The organism is Alteriqipengyuania halimionae (assembly GCF_009827575.1).
GTDB classification, from domain to species: domain Bacteria; phylum Pseudomonadota; class Alphaproteobacteria; order Sphingomonadales; family Sphingomonadaceae; genus Alteriqipengyuania_A; species Alteriqipengyuania_A halimionae.
On the sequence record NZ_WTYR01000001.1, the window covers coordinates 2,764,276 to 2,788,906 of the forward strand.

The following is a 24,631-nucleotide window of genomic DNA, read 5'->3' on the forward strand; positions in this document are numbered from 1 at the left end:
GATGGTGGTCCTGTGATCAGGTGCCGGCTTTGCCGTCGCCGTCGGTATCGACCACCGGTCGCTCTACGACGACGTCGGTGTCGTCGCGGCCCCGCGCAGCCTCGGCAAGACCTTCGGCGCGGCCCTCCGCACGGGCCTTGTCGAGCTCGGCCTGATGGGTCTCGGCGCGCGCCTCATTGGCTTCGACTTCGCCTTCGCGACGCGCGCGCACGGTCTTCCAGCTCCCAACGAGATGGCCATAGGCAAAGGTCAGCAGCAGCCCGCCCGCGACGGCGAGGTTGAGCCACAGCAGGTCGACCTGTGCCGGATCGTTGAAATCGCGGTGGAAGAACAGGATCGTCAACGCGGTGAAGACGAACAGCACGAGCGAGGCAATTCGCGTCGCAAAGCCCAAGGCGAGGGCGAGGCCCGCCACGATCTGGATCACGGCCGCGGGGATCACCAGCGAGGGATCGAGACCCGCGCTGAGGAAATCGGCCCCGGCCCGCTCGGGATCCATGATTTGGTTGGCGCCCGCGACGACGAACAGGATGGCGATCAGGATACGACCGAGGATTGCAGCAATGGTAGCCATGTCGAATTTCCCCTTTGATGGGTGAGGTGCGGATCAGCTTTCGGGTTCGAAGGTCAGTTCGGCGCGTTCGCGCAGACGCTCGACCAGCGCTTCACCCAGGATGCTGCCGGGCGTGCCGACGCCGCCTGCATGCTCGCTTTCGAGCAGCGCCATGCCGGTTTCGCCCAGCATCCGGCTGGTCGACCCATAGCCCGGATCGTAGCGCCCCTTCACGGCATAGCGGATGGAATTGCCGTCCGGGTAATGGCCGATGAACAGCAGGTCGTAATGGCCGTTCTCGCGCTGCTCGGGCGTGGGGCCTTCGCCGGGTTTGGGCCCGCCATCGCCGAACGGCGCCTTGAGCGCGGCGCCGATCGCCTTGGCCGCCTGCTTGCCCATTTCGCCCGGACTGGTGAGGACCATTTCGTCATAGCGGAAATCCTCTCCATACTTATGGCCGGAGAGGCAATTGGTGCGGTGGACGTTCTTGGTGTTGATCCCCGCCATGATGAACGGTGCGGACCAGCTTTCGAGATCGTCGTCATAGACCGGCAGCATGCCGCCCGGCTGTTCGGGCCCGCTGAAATCGCCGCACAGCAGGAACGGGTCCTTCATCTGTGCGAATTCCTTGGGGTGCTTTGCGGCCGAAGCCATGGTCGCCTTGAGGCTCGCTGCGGTGCCGCCCGAGAAGGTGCCTTCCATCTTGCGGACGCGGCCCTTCACCCTGGGCGCAGGCTTGCCGAAGCGCTTCACCGCTTCGGCCTGCAGCATCATCACACCGAGGTCGAACGGGATCGAATCGAAGCCCGACGAGAAGCTGATGCGCGCGCCGCTTTCCTTCGCCTGCGCATCGTATTTCGCGATCATCTTGTGCATCCAGACCGGCTCGCCGCACAGATCGGCATAGTCGGTCCCGGCCTTCGCGCAGGCTGCCAGCAACGGTTCGCCGTAGAGCTGGTAGGGCCCGACTGTGGTCAGCACGACCTTCGTGCGCGCGACCATCGCATCGAGGCTCGCCGGATCGTCGGCATCGGCGATCACCAGCGGGGTATCGCCGGGCGCGCCGATCAGTGTGCGGACATCCTCCAGTTTCGCCTGGTTGCGACCCGCCATCGCCCATTTGGGGGCGTCGGTCTTGTCGCCATATTCGCGCACGAAATGTTCGGCCACGAGCCGTCCGGTATAGCCGGTCGCGCCGTAGACGATGATATCGAATTCGCGGGCTTCGTCTGTCTCGGGGGCGGTCATTCGGCTCTCTCCGTATGGATATGCAGGTGGCCTTCGAGGGTGCGATGGACGGGACACTTGTCGGCCACCTCGGTCAGCTTGTCGAGGACTTCGACCGGCAGGTCACCGGCGAAGCGCAGCGTGCGGTGGATCGCCTGGACGCGCGACTCGCCCTCGCAATGGTCGCAATCCCTGGCGTGGTCGCGCTCGTGCCACAGATCGACTTCGACGCCTTCGAAGGGCAGGCCTTCGCGCTCGGCGTAGAACTTGATCGTCATCGCGGTGCAACTGCCGAGCCCGGCAAGCAGCAGGTCGTAGGGTGTCGGCCCCATCTCGTCCCCACCATCGCGGCGCGGTTCGTCGGCGACGAAATCGTGCAGCGGGGTCAGGATTTCGGTGCCCCATTTGCCATGGCCGGTGCGTGCGACGACCCCTTTCTCCGGGCGGTCGATCGGTGCATCGGGCATGAAGCGCGCCGCCCATCCGGCGATCATCTCGCTGGCGAAATCGGCATCGCGCTGGTCGGTCATCAGATGGTTCGCTCCCTCGAGCCCGACGAAGCTCTTGGGATGGTGCGCGCGTTCGAAGATGGCCTTCGCATGCTCGATGCCGACAATCGTGTCGGTGGGCGAATGGAGCACGATCAGGGGCACGCGCACCTGATCGATCTTGGGGCCGAGATCGGCTTCGCGCGTGTGGTCGATGAAGTCTCTGCTGATGGTGAAGGGGCGCCCGCCGATCGTGACCGTGCCTTTGCCGTCGCTTTCGATCGCATCGAGATCGCCGTCGATCCGGTCGAGCGCGTGGGGCACGTCGGAGGGGGCGTTGACCGTGGCGATGGCATAGACGCATTCGAGCGTCGCGCCGGCGGCCAGCACTGCGGCGCCGCCCAGGCTGTGGCCGACCAGCAGGACTTTCGTCTCGAACCGTTTGGCCATTTCGCGCGCCGCGCTTTCGACATCGGCGACGTCGCCCAGAAACCCGCTATCGCCGAATTCGCCTTCGCTCCCGCCGAGACCGGTGAAATCGAATTTGAGCGTGGCGATCCCGCGCCGGGCGAGGGCGCGCGCAATATAGGTCGCGCCCTTGGAATTCTGGCTGCAGGTGAAGCAATGCGCGAACACCGCGGCGCCGCGGATGCGGCCGGCGGGCAGTTCGAGCGTGCCGGTCAGCGTGTGTCCGGCGGCGGAGGGGAAGGTCAGTTTTTCGCGTGGCATGTCCACTTCCTATACGCGTGAGCGGACATTTGGATCACGCTGAAATCAAAACCTCGGGCGATCAGAGTTTCGGCAGCGTGACGCCGCGCTGGCCCATATATTTGCCAGCGCGGTCCTTGTAGCTCGTTTCGCACGGCTCGTTGCCTTGCAGGAACAGGAACTGGCACGCGCCTTCATTGGCGTAAATTTTGGCAGGCAGAGGCGTGGTGTTGGAAAATTCCAATGTCACATGGCCTTCCCAGCCCGGCTCGAGCGGGGTGACGTTCACGATGATCCCGCAGCGCGCATAGGTCGACTTGCCGAGGCAGATCACCAGCACGTCTTCGGGCACGCGGAAATATTCGACCGTGCGGGCCAGCGCGAAGGAATTGGGCGGGATCACGCAGACATCGGTTTCGCGATCGACGAAGCTGTTGGCGGCGAAATTCTTCGGGTCCACCACCGCGCTGTCGACATTGGTGAAAATCTTGAATTCGGGTGCGACGCGGGCGTCGTAGCCGTAGGAGCTGAGGCCGTAGGAAATGCAGCCGTCGCGGCGCTGGGCCTCGACGAACGGCTCAATCATGCCGTGTTCCTGCGCCTGCTCGCGGATCCACTTGTCGGAAAGAATCGCCATGGGCGATGGATTGCGCAAAGCGGCGCGGGCGGCAAGTGGGGGCGGCGTCCTATCCCCCCGTCATTGCGCGCTCAGACCTCGTAATACTCGCGATACCAGACAATGAAGCGCTTGATTCCCTCCCGAACATCGGTGTTCGGTCGATAGTCGGTGAGGTTTTCGAGCAGTGTCGCGTCGGCCCAGGTCGCGGGCACGTCGCCGGTCTGCATGTCCATGTAATTGCGCTTGGCCTCGACGCCGCATTCGGCCTCGATCGCGTCGACGAAATCCTCCAGCCGGACCTTGTCGTTATTGCCGATATTGACGACCCGGTAGGGCGCGGCGGGCGAGAGCGAATCCCATTCGGGAATATCGTCCCTGCTTTCGGGACGCACCGGCGGGTTGTCGATCAGCAGCCGGATGCCGTGGACCAGATCGGTGACATAGGTGAAATCGCGGAACATCTTGCCGTGATTGTAGATGTCGATCGGCTCGCCGTTCAGGATCCCCTTGGTGAACTTGAACAACGCCATGTCGGGGCGGCCCCACGGCCCGTAGACGGTGAAGAACCGGAACATGGTGGTCGGCAGGTTCCACAAATGGGCGTAGGAATGGCCCATCGCCTCGGTCGCCTTCTTGGTCGCGGCGTAGAAGGTGAGGGGGGTGTCGGTCTTCTGCAATTCGGAGAACGGCATCTCCTCGTTCGCGCCATAGACCGAGCTGGTCGAGGCCATCAGCAGGTGATCGACGCCCAGCTCGCGCGCGCATTCCATCACGTTGAACGTGCCGACGAGGTTGGAATCGAGATAGGCGCGCGGGTTTTCGAGGCTGTACCGGACCCCCGCCTGCGCGGCGAGGTGGACGATCACGTCGGGCTTTTCGGCCAGCATCAGCGCGTGGAGTTTGTCGAAATCCTCGAGCATGCCTTCATGCGCGCTGAAATGCTCGGACTGCTTGAGCATCTGGTGGCGCCGCTGCTTGAGGCGGACGTCGTAATAATCCGTCATCCCGTCATAACCGACGACGGCGAACCCTTCGTCGAGCAAATGGCGGGCGAGATGGAAGCCGATGAAGCCGGCCGAGCCGGTGATGAGGACCTTGCGCATGGGCAGCGCCTATAAGGTCCAGTCGGCCTGCTCGCCAAGCACTCCCTTGAGATCGGCCAGCGTGCCGCCCTCTGCCAGCAGCGTGCGCAGCGCTTCGCTGCCCATGTCGCGATAGACGCGATGCGGCACCGCGAGGAGAACGCAGTCGTAGCGGCGATCGAGCGCATCCGCATCGAGCGTGAGGCCGTATTCGTGCTCGGCTTCGGATGCGCTGGCGAGCGGATCGTGCACGGTTACGTCGTGGCCCAGCCGGTCGAGCGCGGCGACGAGGTCGGCGACTTTCGAATTGCGCAGGTCGGGCACGTCCTCCTTGAAGGTCAGGCCCAGCACCAGCGCGCTGCCGGCTTTTCCGCCACGCGCCTTGTGCAGCCGCTCGGCGACGAACTCGGCCATAGAATCGTTGATCCCGCGCCCCGACAGGATCACCCGCGGATCATGACCGAGCTCCTCGGCCCGGTGGGCGAGGTAATAGGGATCCACCCCGATGCAGTGCCCGCCGACCAGGCCGGGCGTGAAGGGGAGGAAGTTCCACTTGGTGCGCGCGGCGGCAAGGACATCCCACACCGACAGGTCCATCTTGCCGAAGATCTGCGCGATCTCGTTCATGAAGGCGATGTTGATGTCGCGCTGGGCGTTCTCGATCACCTTGGCGGCTTCGGCGGCCTTGATGCTGGCCGCGCGGAACGTGCCGCCGCTGGTCACCGCGCCATAGAGGTCGGCCACCTTGTCGAGCACTTCGGGCGTCTGGCCCGAGACGACCTTGGTGATCCGCTCGATCGTATGTTCGCGGTCGCCCGGATTGATCCGTTCGGGGCTGTAGCCGAGGAAGAAGTCCCTGCCGCACACCGCGCCCGATCGCTGTTCGAGGATCGGGCCGCACAATTCCTCGGTGACGCCGGGATAAACGGTGCTTTCATAGACCACGATCGGCGCCTTGCCCGCCGCGATCGCGCCTGAGAGCATGTCGCCCACCGTGCGGCTGGCGGCCTCGACCAGCGAAAGGTCGGGCTTGCGCTCCGCATCGATCGGCGTCGGCACGGTGACGATGTAGAAATCGGACGGCGGGCATTCATCCGCCTGGTCGGTCAGCGAGAGCGTGCTGGCGGACAGCCGTTCGCTCTCGATCTCGTCGGTGCGATCGTGCCCGTCGCGCAGTTCGGCGATGCGGCGCGTATCGACATCGAACCCGGTCGTATCGAAATGCTTCGCCAGCGCGACCGCTAGCGGCAGCCCGACATAGCCGAGCCCGATCACCGTTACCGAAAGTGCCACTACCCATCCCTCTCACCCCGCCCCGCCGGAAGGGCGGCTGCGGTTCGGGCGAAGCGGTAGCGCATCAACCGTCAAGAATCCCTTATTTCGGGACGATCCCGGCGGCCTGCATTTCCATCGGGGTGACCACCCCGTCGCGATCGGTATCGATCGCGTCGAAATTGGCCTGGGTCCGCGTGCGGTATTCGACCAGCGTGATCGTGCCGTCGCCATTGACGTCGAATTGCTGGAGCAAAGGTGCGGGATCGGCGGGAATCGACTGGGGATTGACCAGCCCGGCGAATTCCTGCGCGGTCAGCATGCCGTTGCCATCGCGATCGAGCTGGCCGAAGATCTGCTGGTTCTGCCGCAGGGCTTCGTCGTAGGTCGCGCGGCGCTGGGCCTCCATCGCTTCCTGCGCGGTCACCTGCCCGTCGCCATTGCCGTCGAGCGCGGCGAAATTGGCATCCATCGTGGTGATGAAGCTGGCGCGGCTGATCGGCTCCCCGCCATCCTGTGCGGCGGCTGGCGACCATGCGACCGCGCCCAGGGCGAGCGCCGCGAAAGCGAAGCGATAGGACATCGAGAAACCCCCATTGAATTGGAAAGATAGGCCTAGCCCATTGGCACGAACGCCTTCAACCGCAGATTAACGCGCGTCCTGCGCGGCGGTATCTTCGGAGGCGCGCGCATTCCACATCACGCCGATGCAATCGGCAAAGATCGGCGCGGCCTGTTTCAGACGCCGCTGGGTGACCGCATCGAATTCACGCTCTGCGGCAACCGATTCGCGCACCCCGCCCATCGCCAGCGTGCACAATCCGTAGGCGCGTCCGGGATCGCGATCCTGGCGTGCCCAGTGGATCGCTGCCGCATGGAGGCCGTCGGCATATTCCAATTGCGTCGGAGCCATGCCTGCTGCGATCAGTCGCGCCCCTTTTTCGAATTCCGGCGTGATGTAACGCTCGATATATGCGGGATCATGTTCGCGACGATAGCCTTCGGTCAGGTAGAGTTCGCCAGCTTCCGCATCCTTGACCGCGTAATAACCGAATAGCGGATCTTCGCTGCCACGCAGCTGGCCGATGTCGGCCTTGGCCCGATTGTAGCGCGACCGGAGCGAACGCCAAACGCCGCCTTCCCATTGCAGCGCGCCGCTATCGATCTTCTCCTGCAGACGTTCGGCTTTGGCGGCCCAGTCCTGCGCAGACCAGCGCAGCTCCTCGATCCCGAAAAACAGGCCCAGGCGACGATCGATGCCCCCATAGCTGTTGCTCGTGCGGATGCCTTGCTTGCCTTGCAGCTCGAGCGCCAGCTTGAGGAAATCGGCCGCACGCTTGGCCGGTTGCGAGGCTCCGCGATCCTGGAAATAGTCCGCCCCCATTCCCTCCGGCCGAAGCAGATCCAGGGCCGCGCGCAGTGGCGCTTCGGCATCGGGCCAGCGTTCCTGCAGCATCAGAACACGTCCCAGATGAAACTGGAGATCGGCGCTCGCCGCAGCGCTCGCTCCCGCCGCGCTGGTTTCCAGCGCCACCGAGCGCAGATCCTCGGTCGCTTCCCGCATCCGTCCAAGCTGGGCGTCCAGGATCAAGCAGCTCACGGCCTCGTGGATGGCGTAGACATCGCCCGGGTCGAGCCGCGCATCGATCGCTTCGCAGCGCCCGACGGCTTCGGGCGCGGTCATCAGGGCATCGGCGCGCAAGGCCCGTGACGCGAGGTCGCGGTAGCGGTCCGAGCTCTCTCCATCGTGCCGGCGCGAAAGTTCCAGCGCACCTTCCAGCAAAAGGCGTTCCGAAGGCGGTCGACCAAGCCTGAATTCCGCCGCCGCGAGTTCATCCAGTCGGACAAGCTCCGCCAGCGGATCGGCATCCTCGCGAAATCGGCGCTGGCTTATCGCCTCGAACAGCGGGCGGGTCAGCGCGAGGTCGAAGGTCGCCATCTCGCGGGCCGCGAATTCGAGATAGATTGCGGGGTCATCAGGATCGCGCTCGATGATGTAATACTGGTCGTGCAGCCGCCGCGCGGCCCATTCGGCCGATGCGGCAAAGTCACGGCGATGCGCGACTGCAAAGATCTCGACCAGCAGCGCGCGGCAGTGCTCGCTGCTGCCCTGATACCCTTGCGCCGCGCAGTCTTCGAACAGGGCGCGTGCTCCATCGCCAAACTCGCCATCGCGTTCGGCGCCAATCTGTGCGACGAGCGGGGCGGGGGATTGCCAGGCAAGGTCTTGCGCAGCGACCGGAAGCTGAACCGCGAACAGGGCGGCGATCGTAGCGAGGATCTCCCTGCGTCGGGCCATGGCCGCGGTCAGCCCCCGCCGCCGGCGATCCAGGCGTCGATCTTGCGTTCGAGCACCGGCAGCGGCAGCGCGCCGGTATCGAGCACTTGCGCATGGAAATCGCGGATGTCGAAGCGGTCGCCCAACGCCCGTTCGGCCTTGGCGCGCAGTTCCTGGATCTTCAGCGCGCCCACCTTGTAGGCCAGGGCCTGGCTCGGGATGGCGATATAGCGTTCGACTTCGGCGACCACTTCGGTGCGGGTCATGCCCGAATTCTCGAGCATGAAATCGATCGCCTGTTCGCGGCTCCAGCCCTTGGCGTGCAAACCGGTGTCGACCACCAGCCGCATTGCGCGCAATTGCTCGTCCTGCAGCGTGCCGTAGCGCGCCCAGGGATCGTCGAAGAGACCCATCGGATAGCCCAGGGTTTCGGCATAGAGCGCCCAGCCTTCGGCATAGGCGGTGTTGCCGCCGAAGCGCATGAAGGCGGGCAGGTCCTCGTTTTCCTGCGCAAGGCTGATCTGGAAGTGATGCCCCGGCGCGCCTTCGTGGAGGTAAAGCGTGACATTGCCGGTCGTCAGGCGGCTGGGGAGATCGTAAGCGTTGAAATAGAACGTACCGGGGCGCGATCCGTCGGGTGCGCCTCCCTGGTACGATCCGCCGGCCTCGAACTTCTCGCGGAACGGCTCGTAAGGCTTGATCTCGAGCGGGGTCTCGGGCGTCAGCGAGAAGAAGCGCGGGATCTGCGCGTCGACCGCCTTGCCGACATCGTAATAGCTCTGCGTCAGCGCCTCGCGGCTCTTCGGCTTGAACTTGGGATCGGTGCGGACATAATCGAAAAATTCGTTGAGCGTACCGTCGAAGCCGACTTCGGCCTTGATCTCTTCGAGGCCCTTTTTGACCCGCGCGACTTCGGACAGGCCGAGATTGTGGAGGTAATCGGGGGTCAGCGGCAGCGTCGTCGTGCTTTCGATCATCTGCCGGTAGAGCGCGGCACCGCCCTTCATCTGCGACAGGCCGACACTCTCGCGCGCCACCGGGAGATACTCGTCTCGCAGGAAATCGCGCAGGCGCGAATGTGCGGCGTAGATCTCTTCCGTCTTGGCCGTGTACTCCCTGGTTAGGCGCGCCTTTTCAGTCTCGGAGAAGCTGTCGGGGAACATCGCGACCGGGCCCATCAGCGGCGACTGGTCGAGCGGCATGGCAAGCTGGGTGTCGAGCTGTTCGATCACATTGCCGATCGTCAGCCTGGTTTCGAGCACGCCGCTTTCCAACCCCTCGCGAAAGCGTGCGATCGCCTTGTCGGTCAGGTCGATGTAATTGTCGTGGCGCTTGAGGTTGTTTTCGTAATCCTCGACCGTCTTGAACGGCGCGGCGCTCTGCCCGCTGGCGAAGGTCGGGTAGAAGGTGTGGAAGCCGGCAAAATGGTTCACCGGGCGCACCACCGAAACGGCGATGATCTCGGGCGTCAGGCCCTTAATCGATTCGGTCTGGTTGTATTCGAACACGTCGTAGGCGAGCTTGTCGGTCGCGTTGAGCGCGGCGCGGTCGATGGCGCGCAGTTCTTTCAGATTGCGGCGCGCATCGGCCTCGCTAGCGGCGAAATATTCGTCGTCGAGATAATCGCCGATCCTGTCGGCATAGCGCATGTCGCCGCGAAACAGCGCGCCGATCGGATTGAGCTTGAGGCTGCGCTCGTCGGCTTCGGCAAACAGCGCGAACAGATCGTCATGCGCGCTGGTGGCGGCGGTGCCCGCTTCGGTCGTGGCGACCTCGGGCAATGGTGCGGCGGCGGTCGAGACCGGCTCTTCGGCGGTGGTCGCACAGGCGGCGAGCGCGAGGGCGGAAGCGCCGGTGAAAGCCGCTGTGAAAGCAGTGCGAAGCATGGTCATCTGGAATTCCCCTGTATTGACGGCCCTCAGGCTAGGTCGTGGCTGCGCGAGACAATAGCGCCGTTCCGATCGGGCGACGATTGGCTTCGACCAGCGTGCCTAGGCGGGATGCCGCCACTGCTGCACGGTCTGTCTCTCAGTCCTGCGCCCTGATGCCCTTGCCCGGTGCGCGCCGCAATGGCTAAGGCGCGGGCCAGACCGATCAACAGGAGAGGAATTCCATGCTGAAATTGACCAGGGCCGCTTTGCTCGCGACCGCGTTCGTGACCCCGCTCACGCTGGCGCAGGCGCGCGAAATGACCCCCGAAGACGTGGCCAAGATCGAAAGCGTCGGCCAGGTTGCGGTGTCGCCCGACGGCTCGCGGATCGCCTACACCGTCGTCAGCCTGCCCGATGTCACGGCGGGCGAGAAGGATGGCAGATCGCGCCAGGAACTGATGGTCGCGTGGGAAAAGGACCAGGCCCGCGAATACCTGCCCGACGATATCAGCCCGGGTTCGGTCACTTTCTCCCCCGACGGACGGATGATCGCGTTCCGCTGGGCCAAGGATGGTGAGAAGCGCGCGGTCTGGGCGCTACCGATCGACGGCGGTGCGTATCGCAAGATCGCCGAAGTCGATGGCGCGCATGTCCGCAGCTTCGCCTTTGCGCCCGATGGCCAGTCGATCATCCTCCTCGCCAACCCCGAGGAAGACAAGCAGCGCGAAGCCGAAGACAAGAAGGGCTTCGACGCGGTGGTGTACGAGGAAGAGAACCGGCTCAACCGCCTGTTCACCGCGCGCCTTGGCGAGGAAGTCGATGCCGAACCGCGCGAAGTGACGGTTCCGGGGTATGTCTCGGCCTTCAAGGTGTCGCCCGATGGTCGCTGGGCCGCGGTCGACAGCGCGCCGACCCCGCAGGTGGACGACAGCTATACCAAGAAGCGCGTCCACATCCTCGATCTCGCCAGCGGCAACGTCACGCGCGTGATCGAAACGCAGGGCAAGATCGACGATGTCGAGATCGCGCCCGACGGTTCGAAGCTTTCGCTGATCGCGGGCGTCGACATGAACGATCCGGCGCCCACCACGCTCTACCTCGTCGATCCTGTTTCGGGCGCGATGACGGCGCTGAACGAAGGCGCGGACGAAGCGGCAGTCGATGCCGAATGGCTCGACGACGGGCGGCTCGCGGCGGTGATCCACACCGGCATCGCCAGCGATCTGCGGATCTATTCGGCCGACGGCTCGGTCGCGCAGCAGATCGACGGCGGCGATCTGGTGATGACCTCGATCGAGGCGGGCGGCAACCGGATCGCGGTGCGCGCTTCCACCCCGACGCACCCGACCGAGCTCTATGTCTGGAAAGGCGCGATGTTCGAGCGCTGGACCGACAGCAATACGTGGCTCTCTGAGATCAATTTCGGCGAACAGCGCCCCTATCGTTACACCGCGACCGACGGGACCGAGATCGAAGGCGTGCTGATCCTGCCGGTGGGCGGGGTACCGAACGGCGGCGCGCCGCTGATCCTCGACGTGCATGGCGGCCCCGAATCGCATGAATCGAACGGCTGGCTGACCGCCTATTCGGGCCCCGGACAGGTCGCGGCGGGGCAGGGCTATGCCGTGTTCCTTCCGAATTATCGCGGCTCGACCGGCTACGGCACGGCCTTCTCCAAATCGCATCAAGGCCGCTACACCGATCCCGAATTCCGCGACTTGGTCGATGCCAAGCGCGCGCTGGTTGCGGATGGCATCGCCGATCCGGATCGCACCGGCATCACCGGCGGTTCCTATGGCGGCTACGCCACGGCCTGGGGCACGACCTATTATTCGGACGAATTCGCCGCCGGCGTGATGTTCGTCGGCATTTCGAACCAGATCTCGAAATTCGGCACCACCGACATCCCGTACGAGATGCGCAACGTCCATGCGCTGGCCTGGCCGTGGGAAGACTGGCAGAAGATGCTCGAAGTCTCGCCGATCTACTACACCGACCGTGCCGAAACGCCGCTGCTGATCATGCATGGCGACAGCGATCCGCGCGTCTCGCCGAGCCAGAGCTACGAGCTCTATCGCTCGATCAAGGTGAGGAAGCCCGAGACCCCGGTGCGGCTGGTGCTCTATCCGGGCGAAGGCCACGGCAATTCCCGTGCTGCCTCGCGTTACGATTACAATTTGCGGATGATGCGCTGGTTCGACACCTATCTGAAGACCGGCGACCGCGATGCCCCGCTGCCCGCGCCGCGTCCGGCGATCGAGACCGAGACGGCCGAGGACTGAGGCTCTCGCCGATGATATCGAGGAAGGCGCGTTCCGGTACGGGGCGCGCCTTTTTCTTTGCGCTGCGTCAATCGCTTGCATAGGCAGTCCGGGCATGACCCGTCGCGCACCCCCCTCGATCGTCGACGTCGCCATCATCGGCGGTGGCCTTGCCGGAGGCCTGACTGCGCTTGCGCTCGCGCACAAGCGCCCCGAATTGCGCATCCGCCTGTTCGAACAGGGCGAAACCCTGGGCGGCAATCACCGCTGGAGCTGGTTCGAAACCGACCTCGACGCCGGCGGCAGGGCGCTGCTCGCGCCATTCAGGACCTGCCTGTGGGACGGCTACCGCGTGCGCTTCCCCGCACATGCCCGCGCGCTGGACACGCCGTACCGGTCGCTGTCGTCGCACGATTTCGACATCGGCCTGCGGCGCGAACTGCCCGAAGGAATCATCCGCTGCGGCAGTGAGGTTGCCTCGTTCGGACACGATCATGTGATGCTGGCAGGGGATGAGCGCATCCCAGCGCGGATCGTGGTCGATTGCCGCAGCGCGGCCCCGTCTGCCCATATGGCGGGTGGATGGCAGGTCTTCATGGGAAGGCATTTGCGCACGCACACGCCGCATGGCGTCGACTTGCCGATCATCATGGATGCGACGGTCGACCAGCTGGGCGGCTATCGCTTCGTCTATGTCCTGCCGATCGGCGCGTGCGACCTGTTCGTTGAGGACACGTACTACCAGGACGAGCCCGAGCTGGACCGGTCGGCGCTTTCCGCCCGGATCGATGCCTATTGCGAGGCGCAGGGTTGGCAATACGACTGCATCGCGCACGAAACCGGCGTCCTGCCCGTCATCACCGGCGGCGATCTCGATGCCTATCGCGAACAACAGTCCGAACCCGGCGTGGTGCTGGCGGGCGCGCGGGGCGGCTTCACCCATCCGCTGACGAGCTACACGCTGCCTTTCGCCGCCGAAACCGCGCTGGCGATTGCCGACCATGCCGATCTGCCGGGCGAGCAGCTCGCCGCGCTGGTCGAACGCAAGGCGAAGCAGCATTGGCGCGCGACCGCATTTTACCGCCTGCTCGGCCGGATGCTGTTCCAGGCCGCCGAACCCGAACAGCGCGTGCGCGTGTTCGAACGCTTCTACACCCTCTCGCCCGACCTCATCGAGCGGTTCTATGCCGGGCGTTCGAGCCTGGCAGACAAGGCACGGATCCTGATCGACAAACCGCCGGTCCCCGTGTCGCGAGCGATCCCGGCCTTGCTTTCCAGTGGCCGTCCGATGCAAGGAAATCCGCAATGAATGCCCCCGCTTCCATAGAGACCTCGCCGCGCATCCCCGCCCCCACCGGCAAGACCGCCTGCGTCGTCGGCGCGGGCTTCGGCGGGCTGGCGCTGGCGATCCGGCTGCAATCGGCGGGCATCGCCACCACCGTGGTCGAAGGTCGCGACAAACCCGGCGGGCGGGCGTATTTCTGGGAGAAGGAAACCGATCGCGGGACCTTCACCTTCGATGCCGGCCCGACCGTGATCACCGATCCCGATTGCCTGCGCGAATTGTGGGGCCTGACCGGCCACGACATGGCCGAAGACGTCGAATTGAAAGAAGTCTCCCCCTTCTACCGGCTCAACTGGCCCGACGGGACCAATTTCGACTATTCGAACGACGAAGCGCATCTACGTGCCGAGATCAACCGCGTCGCCCCGGGCGATGTCGGCGGGTACGAGGAATTCCTCGATTACTCGGCCCGCGTGTTCGAGGAAGGCTACGTCAAGCTCGGCCATGTGCCGTTCCTCGATTTCAAGTCGATGCTCAAGGCCGCGCCCGCATTGGTCAAGAACCAGGCGTGGAACAGCGTCTACGCGATGGTCTCGAAGTATATCGAGAGCGAGAAATTGCGCGAGGCGCTGTCCTTCCACACGCTGCTGGTGGGCGGCAATCCGATGGAAACCAGCTCGATCTACGCGCTGATCCACAAGCTCGAAAAAGACGGCGGCGTGTGGTGGGCGATGGGCGGCACCAATCGCCTCGTCGCCGGCATGGTCCGGCATTTCGAGCGGATCGGCGGCACCGTGCGGCTGGGCGATCCGGTCGAGCGGGTGACGACGATGGGTGATCACGTCCGCGGGGTCGAAACCGCGAGCGGATGGAGCGGCCAGTTCGATGCGGTCGCGTCCAATGCCGACATCATGCACTCCTATCGCGACCTGCTGGGCGACAATGTGCGCGGCCAGCAATACGCGGCGAAGCTGGCGAAGAAGCGGTTCAGCCCCAGCCTGTTCGTGGTCCATTTCGGGATCGAGGGCGCATGGCCGGGCATCCCGCACCACATGATCCTGTTCGGTCCGCGCTATCGCGGGCTGCTCGAAGACATCTACAAGCACGGCGTGCTGCCGCGCGATTTCTCGATCTATCTCCACCATCCCAGCGTCAGCGATCCGTCGATGGCGCCCGAGGGCATGAGCACCTTCTACGCGCTGGTGCCGGTCGCGCATCAGGGCAAGCTGCCGATCGACTGGGACGAGATGGGACCGGAGCTCGAAGCGCGGATCCTGGCCGAGCTGGAACGTCGCCTGATCCCCGGCCTGTCGGAGCGGATCGTGACCAAGTTCTCCTACGCGCCGAAAGACTTCGCGCAGGATCTCAACGCGCATATGGGCAGCGCCTTCAGCCTCGAACCGATCCTGACGCAAAGCGCCTGGTTCCGCGGCCACAACCGCGACGACGTGCTGAAAAATTTCTACCTGGTGGGCGCGGGCACGCATCCGGGCGCGGGCATCCCCGGCGTCGTCGGCAGCGCCAAGGCCACCGCAGGACTGATGCTGGAGGATTTGGCGGTATGAAGCGCCTCGCCGTTTATTGCGGATCGGCCACGCCGGCCGATGCGCGCTATATCGAGCTGGCCCGCGAGGTCGGTCGCACGCTGGCCGAGCGCGGCATCGGCGTCGTCTATGGCGGCGGCCGGCTCGGGCTGATGGGCGCGGTGGCGGACAGCGCGCTGGAGGCTGGCGGCGAAGTGATCGGGGTGATCCCCGAAGCGCTGGTCGGCTCCGAAGTCGCGCATACCGGCTGTACCAGCCTCGAAGTCGTGCCCGGCATGCATGAGCGCAAGAAAGCCTTCACCGATCTGTCGGCCGGGTTCGTCACGATCCCCGGCGGGGTCGGTACGATGGACGAACTGTGGGAGGCGGTCAGCTGGGCGCAACTGGGCTATCATAACAGCCCCGTCGGCCTGCTCAACGCGTTCGGCTTTTATGACGGCCTGCTCGAATTCAATGCCAAGATGATCGAGGTGGGTTTCATCCGCCCCGCGCACCAGGGCATCATCGTCGCGCGCGAGACGATCGCGGAACTCTTGCAGGCGATGGCGGATTATGAACCCCATACGCCCATTTTCGCGATGAAGGCAGACGACCTCTGAAACGGCCTCGACTCCTAGCCCCCTCCCGGATCATCAAGAAAACGCCCACCTCCAAGGGGGGCGGGCGCAATCGCGACTATCTGGTGTCCGAATCCTATTACGCGATCGCCGAGGGATCGAAGAGCTTCGCCTTCGCCTCGCTGCTGTTCGATCGCGACACCCGCCAGCGCGCCTGGCTGCTCTATCACTGGTGCCGCCGGTGCGACGATCTGGCCGACGGGCAGGAGCTGGGCGGCGAGATGGCGGAAGTCCATAACGTCAAGGAAGCCGAGGACACGGTCCAGGGCATCCGCGCGCTCACCCGCCGCTCGCTCGACGGGCAGCCGACGCTCGATCTGGCATTCGACAGTTTCGGCATGGTCGCCGCCGAAGTCGGGCTGACAATGGACATGGCGAACGATGTCATCGCGGGCTTTTCGCTCGATGCGCAGGGCTGGCAGCCGCGCAGCGAGCCCGAAATGATGCGCTATTGCTATCACGTTGCAGGCGCCGTGGGCGTGATGATGGCCAAGGTCATGCAGGCCCCGAACGACAGCTGGGTGTATGACCGGGCGTGCGATCTGGGCCTTGCCTTCCAGCTTGCCAATATCGCGCGCGACATCGTGGACGACGACGCCGCCGGGCGCTGCTATCTGCCGCAGGAATGGCTCGCCGAGGCCGATATCAAGCCCGGGGAACACGCCAAGCCGCACAACAGGTTCAAGCTCGCCGCGGTGGCGGTGCGGCTGGTCTCGCTGATGGACCTTTACGCCGATGCGGCGCGGCTGGGCGCGGCCAAGCTTTCCTTCCGCAGCCGCTGGGCGGTCCTGTCGGCCACGCGGATCTACACCGCCATCGGCCACAAGGTGCTCGATCGCGGGCAGCTCGCGTGGAACAAGCGGGTGACGATCGGCAAATTCGCCAAGCTGGGCCACGTAATCGCGGCGTTCTGGGAAGCGCTGGTCAACCGGCCAGACCAGCCCGAACACATGCCCCCCTACACCCGCGAAGACCTGCGCCCGCTCAAGGGCTGGTGAGGCGCGCTCGCTTGATGCGTGCGGTGCTTGGCGCTAGCGCAGCGGGCATGATCCAGAAGCTCCTGATCGCCAATCGCGGCGAAATCGCCTGCCGCATCATCCGCACCGCGCGTGAGATGGGTATCGCCACCGTCGCGGTCTATTCCGATGCCGACGCCAAGGCGCTGCATGTGCGCTCTGCCGACGAGGCGGTGCATATCGGGCCGTCGCCCGCCGCCGAAAGCTATCTCGTGGGCGAGAAGATCATCGCCGCCGCGAAAGAAACCGGCGCAGAGGCGATCCACCCGGGCTATGGATTCCTGTCCGAGAACGCCGAGTTTGCCGAGGCGGTGCAGGACGCCGGGCTGATCTGGGTCGGCGCGCCTCCGTCCTCGATCCGCGCGATGGGCCTGAAGGATGCCGCCAAGAAGCTGATGCGCGAGGCGGGCGTGCCCGTGACGCCGGGCTATGATGGCGACGACCAGAGCGCAGACCGCCTGAAGCAGGAGGCCGATGCGATCGGCTATCCCGTGCTGATCAAGGCAGTCGCAGGCGGCGGCGGCAAGGGCATGCGCAAGGTCGATGCCGAGGGCGACTTCCTCTCCGCGCTCGAATCGTGCCGCCGCGAGGCGAAGGCCAGCTTCGGCAATGACGACGTGATCCTCGAGAAGTGGATCACCTCGCCGCGCCATATCGAGGTGCAGGTGTTCGGCGACAGCCACGGCAATGTCGTCCACCTGTTCGAACGCGACTGCTCGCTCCAGCGCCGCCACCAGAAAGTGATCGAGGAAGCGCCCGCGCCCGGCATGGACGAGGCCACCCGCGAAGAGATATGCACCGCCGCCGTGCGCGCCGGCAAGGCGGTCGATTACGAGGGCGCGGGCACGATCGAATTCATCGCCGATGCTTCGGAAGGGCTGCGGGCGGATCGCATCTTCTTCATGGAGATGAACACCCGTTTGCAGGTCGAGCATCCGGTGACCGAGGAAATCACCGGCGTCGACCTGGTAGAGTGGCAGCTGCGCGTTGCGGGCGGGGAGGCGATCCCGCTGAAGCAAGACGAGCTGAGCATCGACGGCTGGGCGATCGAAGCGCGGCTCTATGCCGAAGACCCCTCAAGCGGATTTCTGCCGAGCACCGGAGCGCTCGACTGGCTCGATCTTGGAGTGGAAGGCCGGATCGAAACCGGAGTCGAGGAAGGCGACGAGATTTCGCCGTTCTATGATCCGATGATCGCCAAGCTGGTGGCGTGGGGCGAGGATCGTGACGATGCGCTCGACCTGCTGGTCGAGATGGCCGAAACGACCGAGGTCTGGCCGGTCCGCACCAATGCCGCCTTTGTTGCCAATGCCCTGTCCGACAACGATTTCGTGGCCGAACGTCTGGACACCGGCTTTATCGCCGCCAAGGGCGATGCCCTGATTCCGTCCGACAAGCCCGATGATGCGGTGCTGCGCGGCGCGGCTCGCATTGCGATGGTCGCCAATGACGACCAGCCGCAGGATCTGGCAGGCTTCCGCCTTAATCGTTCACCGCGTCACGCCGTTGCCCTGTCCCATCGCGGTGAGGTGAAGACGGTCGAGCTGGACGATACGCCGTTTGAGCCATCGCTGACGGGTTTTGCCGAAGGTACGCGCATCGTCGTATTCGACAATGGCAGTGCATTCGGCTTCGACACCGAGACACGCGATTCGGGTGCGGCAACGGCAGGTGACGGCGCGATCCTCGCGCCCATGCCGGGCAAGGTCATCGCGGTCGATGTGGCCGAGGGCGATGCGGTCACTGCGGGCCAGCGCCTCATGGTGCTCGAGGCGATGAAGATGGAGCACGCGCTCACCGCGCCGTTCGACGGGACCGTGACCGATCTTGCCGCTGCGACAGGCGGTCAGGTTCAGGTCGACGCAGTATTGTGCGTGGTGGAGCCTTCGGCCGACTAGTCCGCAGCTTGCTGCGCCAGCTCCCAGTCGATCTCGACCAGCTGGCGGAAAGACGGGGCGAAGAAGTTCAGCTCGGACCGCGCGTCTTCATCGAAGTTGCGCCTTTGCTGCCGATCCAGCGCTCCGGCGACGATCTCGCGCGTCGCGGTGCGCGCCGCGGCGTAGCGCTGTTCCTGGTGCAGGATCACGGCAAGCGTGGCCGTTGAAATCATGCGCCGCAGATCCTCCGGAGCGGCAGCGGCGACATAACTTCGCCGTGCATCCGAGAGCAATTCCAGCGCCTCCTGTGTGCGGTCTTCACGGCGGAGAATGCCTGCCAGGTCGGTCTGCGCCTTGGCAATCCGGAGGTCGCCGGCCGGAGTGGTGGCCCGCCGCAATCGCAGCACGCGGCGCAACATCGCTTCTCGATCGGGACCGCGCTCGAAGCCGGCCAGCTCCGCATAGATTGCGATGGCCGAACTCCGGCCTTGGGCAATCATCGGCTCGATCGCCCCCAGCAAGTCTGCACGCAGGCTCTCCGCCTCGGCCCGCCTGTCGGAATTTTCGAGCAGTCCGGCCAAGCGGAGCCGGGCCTCCAGTGCAGCGATGCTGTCACCATTGCCTTGCTCCCGGTACAGCACAATCCCGCGACGCAGCAACGCTTCGTTCTCGGGCATCTCTTGCCCCGGATTGACGATCTCCGAAATGCGGACATACAGCCGCGCTGCCCCGCTCCCGAGCGCGTCTTCATTGCCTGCCAACCGGAGCAGGATGGAGCGTGCCACCTCCGCCGAGCGGCGGAAATCCTGTTGCCGGGCCAGGTTGTTTGCGAGCCGCAGCTGTTCGCCCAGCAGGCGTGACAAGTCGTCGGGGAATTCGCGCTGCGCAACCGAGACGAGTTCTCTGCGCATCGGTTCGGCTTCGGCGGCGCGCTCCTGCGATTCGAGTGCGCTTGCGAGGAGGCGCGAGGCCAAGGTCCCGACCATCGCCAAGGCGCCCCCGCCGGGGTCTTGGCCATCGAGATCGATCAACAACTGCCGGAGCCACTTTTCCGCATCGCGGCTGCGCCCTTGCGAGAGGATGTATTGCCCGATCTTCCGGCGTGTATTGAACATTATCTGATCGTAATCCGCGAGGTCTGCCGCCGAGTCGTTCTTCAGCGTCATTGCACGGCTCAAGGTCCATTGCTGGAGATGGCGGCGCATCAGCGTCTCGGCCTGACCGAAATTGCCTTGCGCCGCCGCCGCTTCGGCCTCCGCCTTGAAATCCGGTTCGATCCGCTCGCCATCCTTATCTACCGACAGAACGAGGGTCCGTCCGTTCACGGCGTCGTAAAGTGCCTGGTATCGCGCCTGGACCGCCGATCGCTCGGCAAAGGTCCGGTTCACGTCGAACCGCTTGGCGACCTCCGCATAGCGCCCGACCAGCGCTTGGGACGATTTGTAATCGAGCGTCTCTGCGCCCGCGATGCCCGCCGCGAAAATCGCCGCTGCCTGATCGTACCGATGCTGCATGTCGAGGTTGATCGCGAGCGCGAGGCGGTTTTGCGCCGATTCCGCATCGGTGAACCCGATCGGCGGGTCTGTTTCGATCTCGCGGCGGAGAGCCTCGGCATCGCCGAGCCGACCCTGTCGTTCCACCGCGCGCGCGAGCGACAAGCGCAGATCGACAACTCTCGGCTGGAACGGTTCGAACAGACTGGCATAGTCTGCGTCGTCGAGGCATTTACCGGTGCGTTGCGCGTAGCCTTGGGAGCATTGACCGGAGGCTGCCAGCTGGCGTTCGAGCGCGACCGCCTTCCGATAGCTTTGCTCGGCCTCATCGTTCCGGTCGAGCCCGGCCAGCGCATCGCCGCGCGTCCGTGCCAGTCGTAGCTGCGTTTTCACATCGCCGCCCTCGATGGCATCCAGCGCATCGAGCGCGACGTCGTAGCGCTTGGCGACGACCATCCAGTTGGCGAGCTTCTGCCGGGTGTCGCGCTCTTCGCTGATATCGCCGTTCTCGCGGTAGAGGGAAATAGCATCGCGGTAGAATGCGGCAACCTCATCCCACTTGCTCCCGACCACGAGCTGATGCGCGCGAACGAGACGATAGACCGCACCCAATTCGATATTGTCGGCAAACAGCGTGTCGACCATCACCAGCAGCCGCTCGAGCATCACCGGGTTGATGTCGTTCGAGATCGTGGCGGTCTCGCGATAGAACTGGAACAACTCCGCCTTGTCGAGCTTCTCGGGTTCGGCATTGAAACGATCGAGCATGGCGGCGAACTGTGCGTCCGATTGCGCCTCGTCGGATGCCACCAGCAGCGTGATGGAGCGATAGACGGCGCTCCATCCCAGCTCGAAGGCCAGCGGTTCGGGGGCGAGACCGTCGGCGCTCGCCTGCGCAGCGGCGAATGCCCGGTCGGCAAGATCGTATTGATGGTTCCAGAAATGGAAGCGGGCGAGATTGAACTGCGCCCGGACGGGGGTATAGGAGTCTTCGTCCGCCAGGCGCTGCGCTAGTTCGACCTGGCTTTCCCGAACGGCGATGGCCTTGTCCGATTGCCCGAGCTCGCGGTAGATCCAGGCAGCGCTGTCGAGCGCCCAGTAAAGGTCCCACCGTGCTTCGGTTCCGATGTCGCGCGCGAATGCGATCCAGCGCTCTGCCGCGCGGGCTGCCCCGGCGAAGTCGCCGATGGAATGAAGGTAGCGGGCTTCTTCCTGAGCGTGTCCGACCCGTTCGAAAGGCAATGCGCCGCCCTGTTCGATCAGCGCCCCGATCTTGGCCAGCAGGCTCTTGCGCACCGCCTCCTGCCCCAGCTCGCGCGCCGCATAGAGCCGCATCAGGTAGAGATCCATGCAGGAGATGGCCGGCCCTTCGGCCGCTTCGCACGTCGTGATGGAGGCCTCGAAGGATTTCGCCGCGGCTTCGAAGTTTCGCGCCTCCCACGCGGTCATCGCGGCGGGATCGGGCGCGGAGCGTTCCTGCGCATGCGCGGCCAGCGGCACGGCGGCCGACAGGATCGTCAGGAAGGCTGCGAACATCCGCATCGCCTCGATCCTATGGTGCGCGGGCAGGCGGCACAACTGACGGGATCGTATCAGCCGTCCAGGAATGCGCGCACGGCCGCGCGCTGCGTGTCGCTCATATGCAGCCCGAGCTTCGAACGGCGCCACAGCACGTCGTCGGCGGTGCGGGCCCATTCGGCTTCCTGCATGTAGGCGATTTCCGCCTCGGTCAGCCCGGCGCCGAAGCGCTGGCCGAGATCGTCCCAGTCCGTGGCGTCTTCGAGCCACCATTCGGCGCGGGTGCCATAGGCGCGGGCGATGCGGGTGGCCTGGTCGAGGCCGAGAAACGGGTAGCGCGCGTGCAGGTCGGCGATGAATTCCGGCTGCGTCGTGGGCGCGAAATCGCCGCCGGGCAGCGCGGCCTTCGCCGTCCAGTGCCCGCCTTTCAGCGCATCGAGGCGCGGGGCGAGGGCATCGACCGCGGCTTCGGCGAGGTGGCGGTAGGAGGTGATCTTGCCGCCATAGACCGAGAGGATCGGCGCGCCCTCGCTTTCGTCCGAGAGCGGCAATTTGTAGCCGCGCGTCGCCGCTTCGGGACGGCCCGAACCGTCATCCACCAGCGCACGTACCCCGGCATAGGTCCAGGCAATGTCGTCGCGTGTGAGGTCGCGTTCGAACGCGCGATTGGCGGCGGTGATGAGGTAGTCGGTCTCTTCGCCATCGATATGGACATCGCCGAGCGAGCCATCGTGATCGGCATCGGTCGTGCCGATCAGGGTGAAATCGTTCTCGTAGGGAATCGCGAAGACGATCCGCGTATCGGGCTGCTGGAGAAGATAGGCATAGGGGTGGTCGAACAGTTTTGGCACCACGATATGCGATCCGCGCACCCGGCGCAGGCCATGGGCGGGGGTGATCCCGGCGAGCCGGTCCACGTCGTTGGCGGCAGGCCCGCCCGCATTGACGATCGCGCGCGAGGTGAAGGTTTCGTCGCCATGTTCGCCTTCGGTCTCGATCCGCCACAGCCCGTTCTCGCGCCGGGCGGAGGTGACGGGCGTGTGCAGCCGGATATCGGCCCCGCGTTCGCGCGCATCGACGGCGTTGAGCGCCACCAGCCGCGCATCGTCGACCCACAGGTCCGAATATTCGAACGCATGGGTCAGCCGGTCTTCGAGCGGGGCGCCCGCTTCGTGCTGGCGCAGGCGCACGCTCGCGGTGCCGGGCAGGGTGCGGCGCCCGCCGATCGTATCGTAGAGAAACAGCCCGGCGCGCAGCATCCAGCGCGGGCGCTGGCCGTCCTCATGCGGCAGGATGAAGCGCATCGGCCAGATGATGTGCGGCGCGATGGCCCAAAGCTTCTCGCGCTCCTGCAAGGCCTCGCGCACCAGTGCGAACTCGTAATATTCGAGATAGCGCAGCCCGCCATGGACCAGCTTGGTCGAGGCCGAGCTGGTACCGCTGGCGAGGTCGCGCGCTTCGAGCAGCAGGACTTTCGCCCCGCGCCCCGCCGCATCGCGGGCGATCCCGGCACCGTTCACCCCGCCGCCGATCACGGCGATATCGTAGGGCGCGTTATCGGGGGCGGGCGTCATTCGGCTTCCGGCTGCGGCGGTCCGAACAGCGTACCACGTTCGGAGAACAGCACGAAGGCGAGGCTGATGACGGCGGTGGCGAGCAGGGCGATGGCGAGCGGGCGCGCGGTCCCGTCATAGGCCTGGCCGATTGCCGCGCCGAGCGCTGCCCCGCTGGTCATACGCAGGAAGCCCTGGGCGCTGCTTGCCGCGCCCGCAATATGGCGGAAGGGCTGCAGGGCGATCGAGCCGAAATTGGCGCCGATGAAGCCCAGCAGGCTCATATTCGCGGCCATCAGCGGCACAAAGGTCCACAGCGTCTCGTCGGGCTGGCTGGCGAACCAGGCCTGCGCGGCGGCAACGGCAATGAACAGGAACAGCGCGACATGGCTCACCCGGCGCGCGCCATAACGTTCGACGATGCGCGAGTTCGACCAGTTGGCAATCGCCATGCAGCCTGCGCAGATCGCGAAGATCATCGGGAACTTGTCGCCTGCGCCGAAAGCTTCGCCGATCAGCTGCTGCGAGGAATTGATGAAGCCGAACAATCCGCCGAATACCAGCGCGCTGCCGAGCGTGTAGCCGATCGTTTCGCGCAGGGTGACGGCGTGCGTCATGTTGCGCGCAATCTGGCGCACGATGATCGGCTGGCGATCTTCCTCGTGCAGGGTTTCGGGCAGGCGGATATAGACCCAGGCGGTCATCAGCACGCCGGCAAACGCCATGCCGCCGAAGATGAAGCGCCAGTCGCCCGCCAGCAACAGGATGCCCTGGCCGATGCTGGGCGCGACGGCGGGGACGAGCAGGAAGATCACGAAGATCAGGCTCATCATCCGCGCCATCTTGTCGCCGCCCACCCGGTCGCGGATGATCGCCGGCGGCAGCGCGATGATGCCCGCCGCGCTGAAACCCTGGATCGCGCGCAGGATCACCAGCATTTCGAAACTCGTCGCCAAGGTGCAGGCGATCGAGAACACGATGTAGGCGGCCAGCGCGGTGAACAGCACCGGGCGGCGTCCGTAGCGATCGGCAAAGGCGCCGGGCACCAGCGTGCCGATCCCGGCGGCGAGCAGATAGGCTCCGACGACATATTGGCGGCTATTGCCGGTCGCACCCAGATCCACCGCCACGCTTTCGAGCGCGGGCAGGATCGCGTCGATCCCGAAGGCGTTGAGCGCCATCAGCAGCGCCATCATCCAGATCAGTTCGCGTTCGCCGACGGGTTTGCGCGTGGCGACCGCCGTCGCGGGTCGGGTGTCGGAAGGGTGCGGGGCCTCGCCAGCCGCGCCGGATTGATTTCGCATGTGCACAATACAGCCGGTGCCGCCAAGTGTTCCGCTTTGCAAGCCCCGGCCCTATCTAGGCAGCG

18 protein-coding genes are annotated in these 24,631 nt (G+C 65.2%); 6 read left to right on the forward strand and 12 right to left on the reverse strand.

Going from position 1 to position 24,631, the window contains the following annotated elements; translation table 11 throughout:
* Positions 1-16: 16 nt before the first annotated feature.
* The 9 genes from GRI68_RS13385 to GRI68_RS13425 form a co-directional block, all read right to left on the reverse strand.
* Positions 17-574: a DoxX family protein gene (locus GRI68_RS13385; RefSeq protein ID WP_160617742.1), complete on the reverse strand. Its 558-nt coding sequence runs from the start codon at positions 572-574 to the stop codon at positions 17-19.
* Between the two features lie 33 nt (positions 575-607).
* The gene (locus GRI68_RS13390; protein WP_160617743.1) at positions 608-1,801 is read right to left on the reverse strand and encodes a saccharopine dehydrogenase family protein; all 1,194 of its coding nucleotides are present in this window, start codon (positions 1,799-1,801) and stop codon (positions 608-610) included.
* A complete protein-coding gene (locus tag GRI68_RS13395; RefSeq protein ID WP_160617744.1) occupies positions 1,798-2,997 on the reverse strand; it encodes a bifunctional alpha/beta hydrolase/OsmC family protein in 1,200 nt (399 codons plus the stop codon). Before GRI68_RS13395 ends, GRI68_RS13390 begins: the two co-directional genes overlap by 4 nt.
* 61 nt (positions 2,998-3,058) lie before the next feature.
* The gene (gene dcd, locus GRI68_RS13400) at positions 3,059-3,613 is read right to left on the reverse strand and encodes a dCTP deaminase (RefSeq protein ID WP_160617745.1); all 555 of its coding nucleotides are present in this window, start codon (positions 3,611-3,613) and stop codon (positions 3,059-3,061) included.
* Between the two features lie 71 nt (positions 3,614-3,684).
* Positions 3,685-4,698, reverse strand: a complete 1,014-nt coding sequence (locus GRI68_RS13405) for an NAD-dependent epimerase/dehydratase family protein (RefSeq protein WP_199799767.1) — start codon at positions 4,696-4,698, stop codon at positions 3,685-3,687.
* Between the two features lie 9 nt (positions 4,699-4,707).
* The gene (locus GRI68_RS13410) at positions 4,708-5,970 is read right to left on the reverse strand and encodes a nucleotide sugar dehydrogenase (protein ID WP_160617746.1); all 1,263 of its coding nucleotides are present in this window, start codon (positions 5,968-5,970) and stop codon (positions 4,708-4,710) included.
* Positions 5,971-6,052: 82 nt separating this feature from the next.
* Positions 6,053-6,532, reverse strand: coding sequence for an EF-hand domain-containing protein (locus tag GRI68_RS13415; RefSeq protein ID WP_160617747.1), 480 nt, complete (start codon positions 6,530-6,532; stop codon positions 6,053-6,055).
* Positions 6,533-6,598: 66 nt separating this feature from the next.
* Positions 6,599-8,248: a tetratricopeptide repeat protein gene (locus GRI68_RS13420; RefSeq protein WP_160617748.1), complete on the reverse strand. Its 1,650-nt coding sequence runs from the start codon at positions 8,246-8,248 to the stop codon at positions 6,599-6,601.
* Positions 8,249-8,256: 8 nt separating this feature from the next.
* Positions 8,257-10,119 (reverse strand): DUF885 domain-containing protein, encoded by a 1,863-nt coding sequence (locus GRI68_RS13425; RefSeq protein WP_234028814.1) that lies wholly within the window; start codon positions 10,117-10,119, stop codon positions 8,257-8,259.
* Between the two features lie 221 nt (positions 10,120-10,340).
* Here GRI68_RS13425 and GRI68_RS13430 point away from each other — a divergent pair, with 221 nt between their 5' ends.
* From GRI68_RS13430 to GRI68_RS13455, 6 genes are all read left to right on the forward strand, one after another.
* Complete coding sequence (locus tag GRI68_RS13430) at positions 10,341-12,380, forward strand: S9 family peptidase (RefSeq protein ID WP_160617749.1); 2,040 nt, start codon at positions 10,341-10,343, stop codon at positions 12,378-12,380.
* A gap of 94 nt (positions 12,381-12,474) precedes the next feature.
* On the forward strand, positions 12,475-13,668 hold the full coding sequence (gene crtY, locus GRI68_RS13435; protein ID WP_160617750.1) for a lycopene beta-cyclase CrtY: 1,194 nt from the start codon (positions 12,475-12,477) through the stop codon (positions 13,666-13,668).
* Positions 13,665-15,209: a phytoene desaturase gene (locus tag GRI68_RS13440; protein ID WP_160617751.1), complete on the forward strand. Its 1,545-nt coding sequence runs from the start codon at positions 13,665-13,667 to the stop codon at positions 15,207-15,209. Before crtY ends, GRI68_RS13440 begins: the two co-directional genes overlap by 4 nt.
* On the forward strand, positions 15,206-15,787 hold the full coding sequence (locus GRI68_RS13445; RefSeq protein ID WP_160617752.1) for an LOG family protein: 582 nt from the start codon (positions 15,206-15,208) through the stop codon (positions 15,785-15,787). Before GRI68_RS13440 ends, GRI68_RS13445 begins: the two co-directional genes overlap by 4 nt.
* Before the next feature lie 83 nt (positions 15,788-15,870).
* Positions 15,871-16,803, forward strand: coding sequence for a phytoene/squalene synthase family protein (locus GRI68_RS13450; protein ID WP_325063813.1), 933 nt, complete (start codon positions 15,871-15,873; stop codon positions 16,801-16,803).
* Between the two features lie 47 nt (positions 16,804-16,850).
* Complete coding sequence (locus GRI68_RS13455; RefSeq protein ID WP_160617753.1) at positions 16,851-18,719, forward strand: acetyl/propionyl/methylcrotonyl-CoA carboxylase subunit alpha; 1,869 nt, start codon at positions 16,851-16,853, stop codon at positions 18,717-18,719.
* On the opposite strand, the gene GRI68_RS13460 is transcribed toward GRI68_RS13455, so the two are convergent.
* From GRI68_RS13460 to GRI68_RS13470, 3 genes are read right to left on the reverse strand one after another with little or no spacing between them, the layout of a single operon-like run.
* Complete coding sequence (locus GRI68_RS13460) at positions 18,716-21,733, reverse strand: hypothetical protein (protein WP_160617754.1); 3,018 nt, start codon at positions 21,731-21,733, stop codon at positions 18,716-18,718. The two genes, GRI68_RS13455 and GRI68_RS13460, sit on opposite strands and share 4 nt — an antisense overlap.
* A gap of 50 nt (positions 21,734-21,783) precedes the next feature.
* Complete coding sequence (locus GRI68_RS13465; protein WP_160617755.1) at positions 21,784-23,283, reverse strand: glycerol-3-phosphate dehydrogenase; 1,500 nt, start codon at positions 23,281-23,283, stop codon at positions 21,784-21,786.
* Entirely contained in the window at positions 23,280-24,566 is a 1,287-nt protein-coding gene (locus GRI68_RS13470) for a multidrug effflux MFS transporter (RefSeq protein ID WP_160618004.1), read from the reverse strand. The genes GRI68_RS13465 and GRI68_RS13470 overlap by 4 nt, the downstream gene beginning before the upstream one ends.
* Positions 24,567-24,631 lie beyond the last annotated feature (65 nt).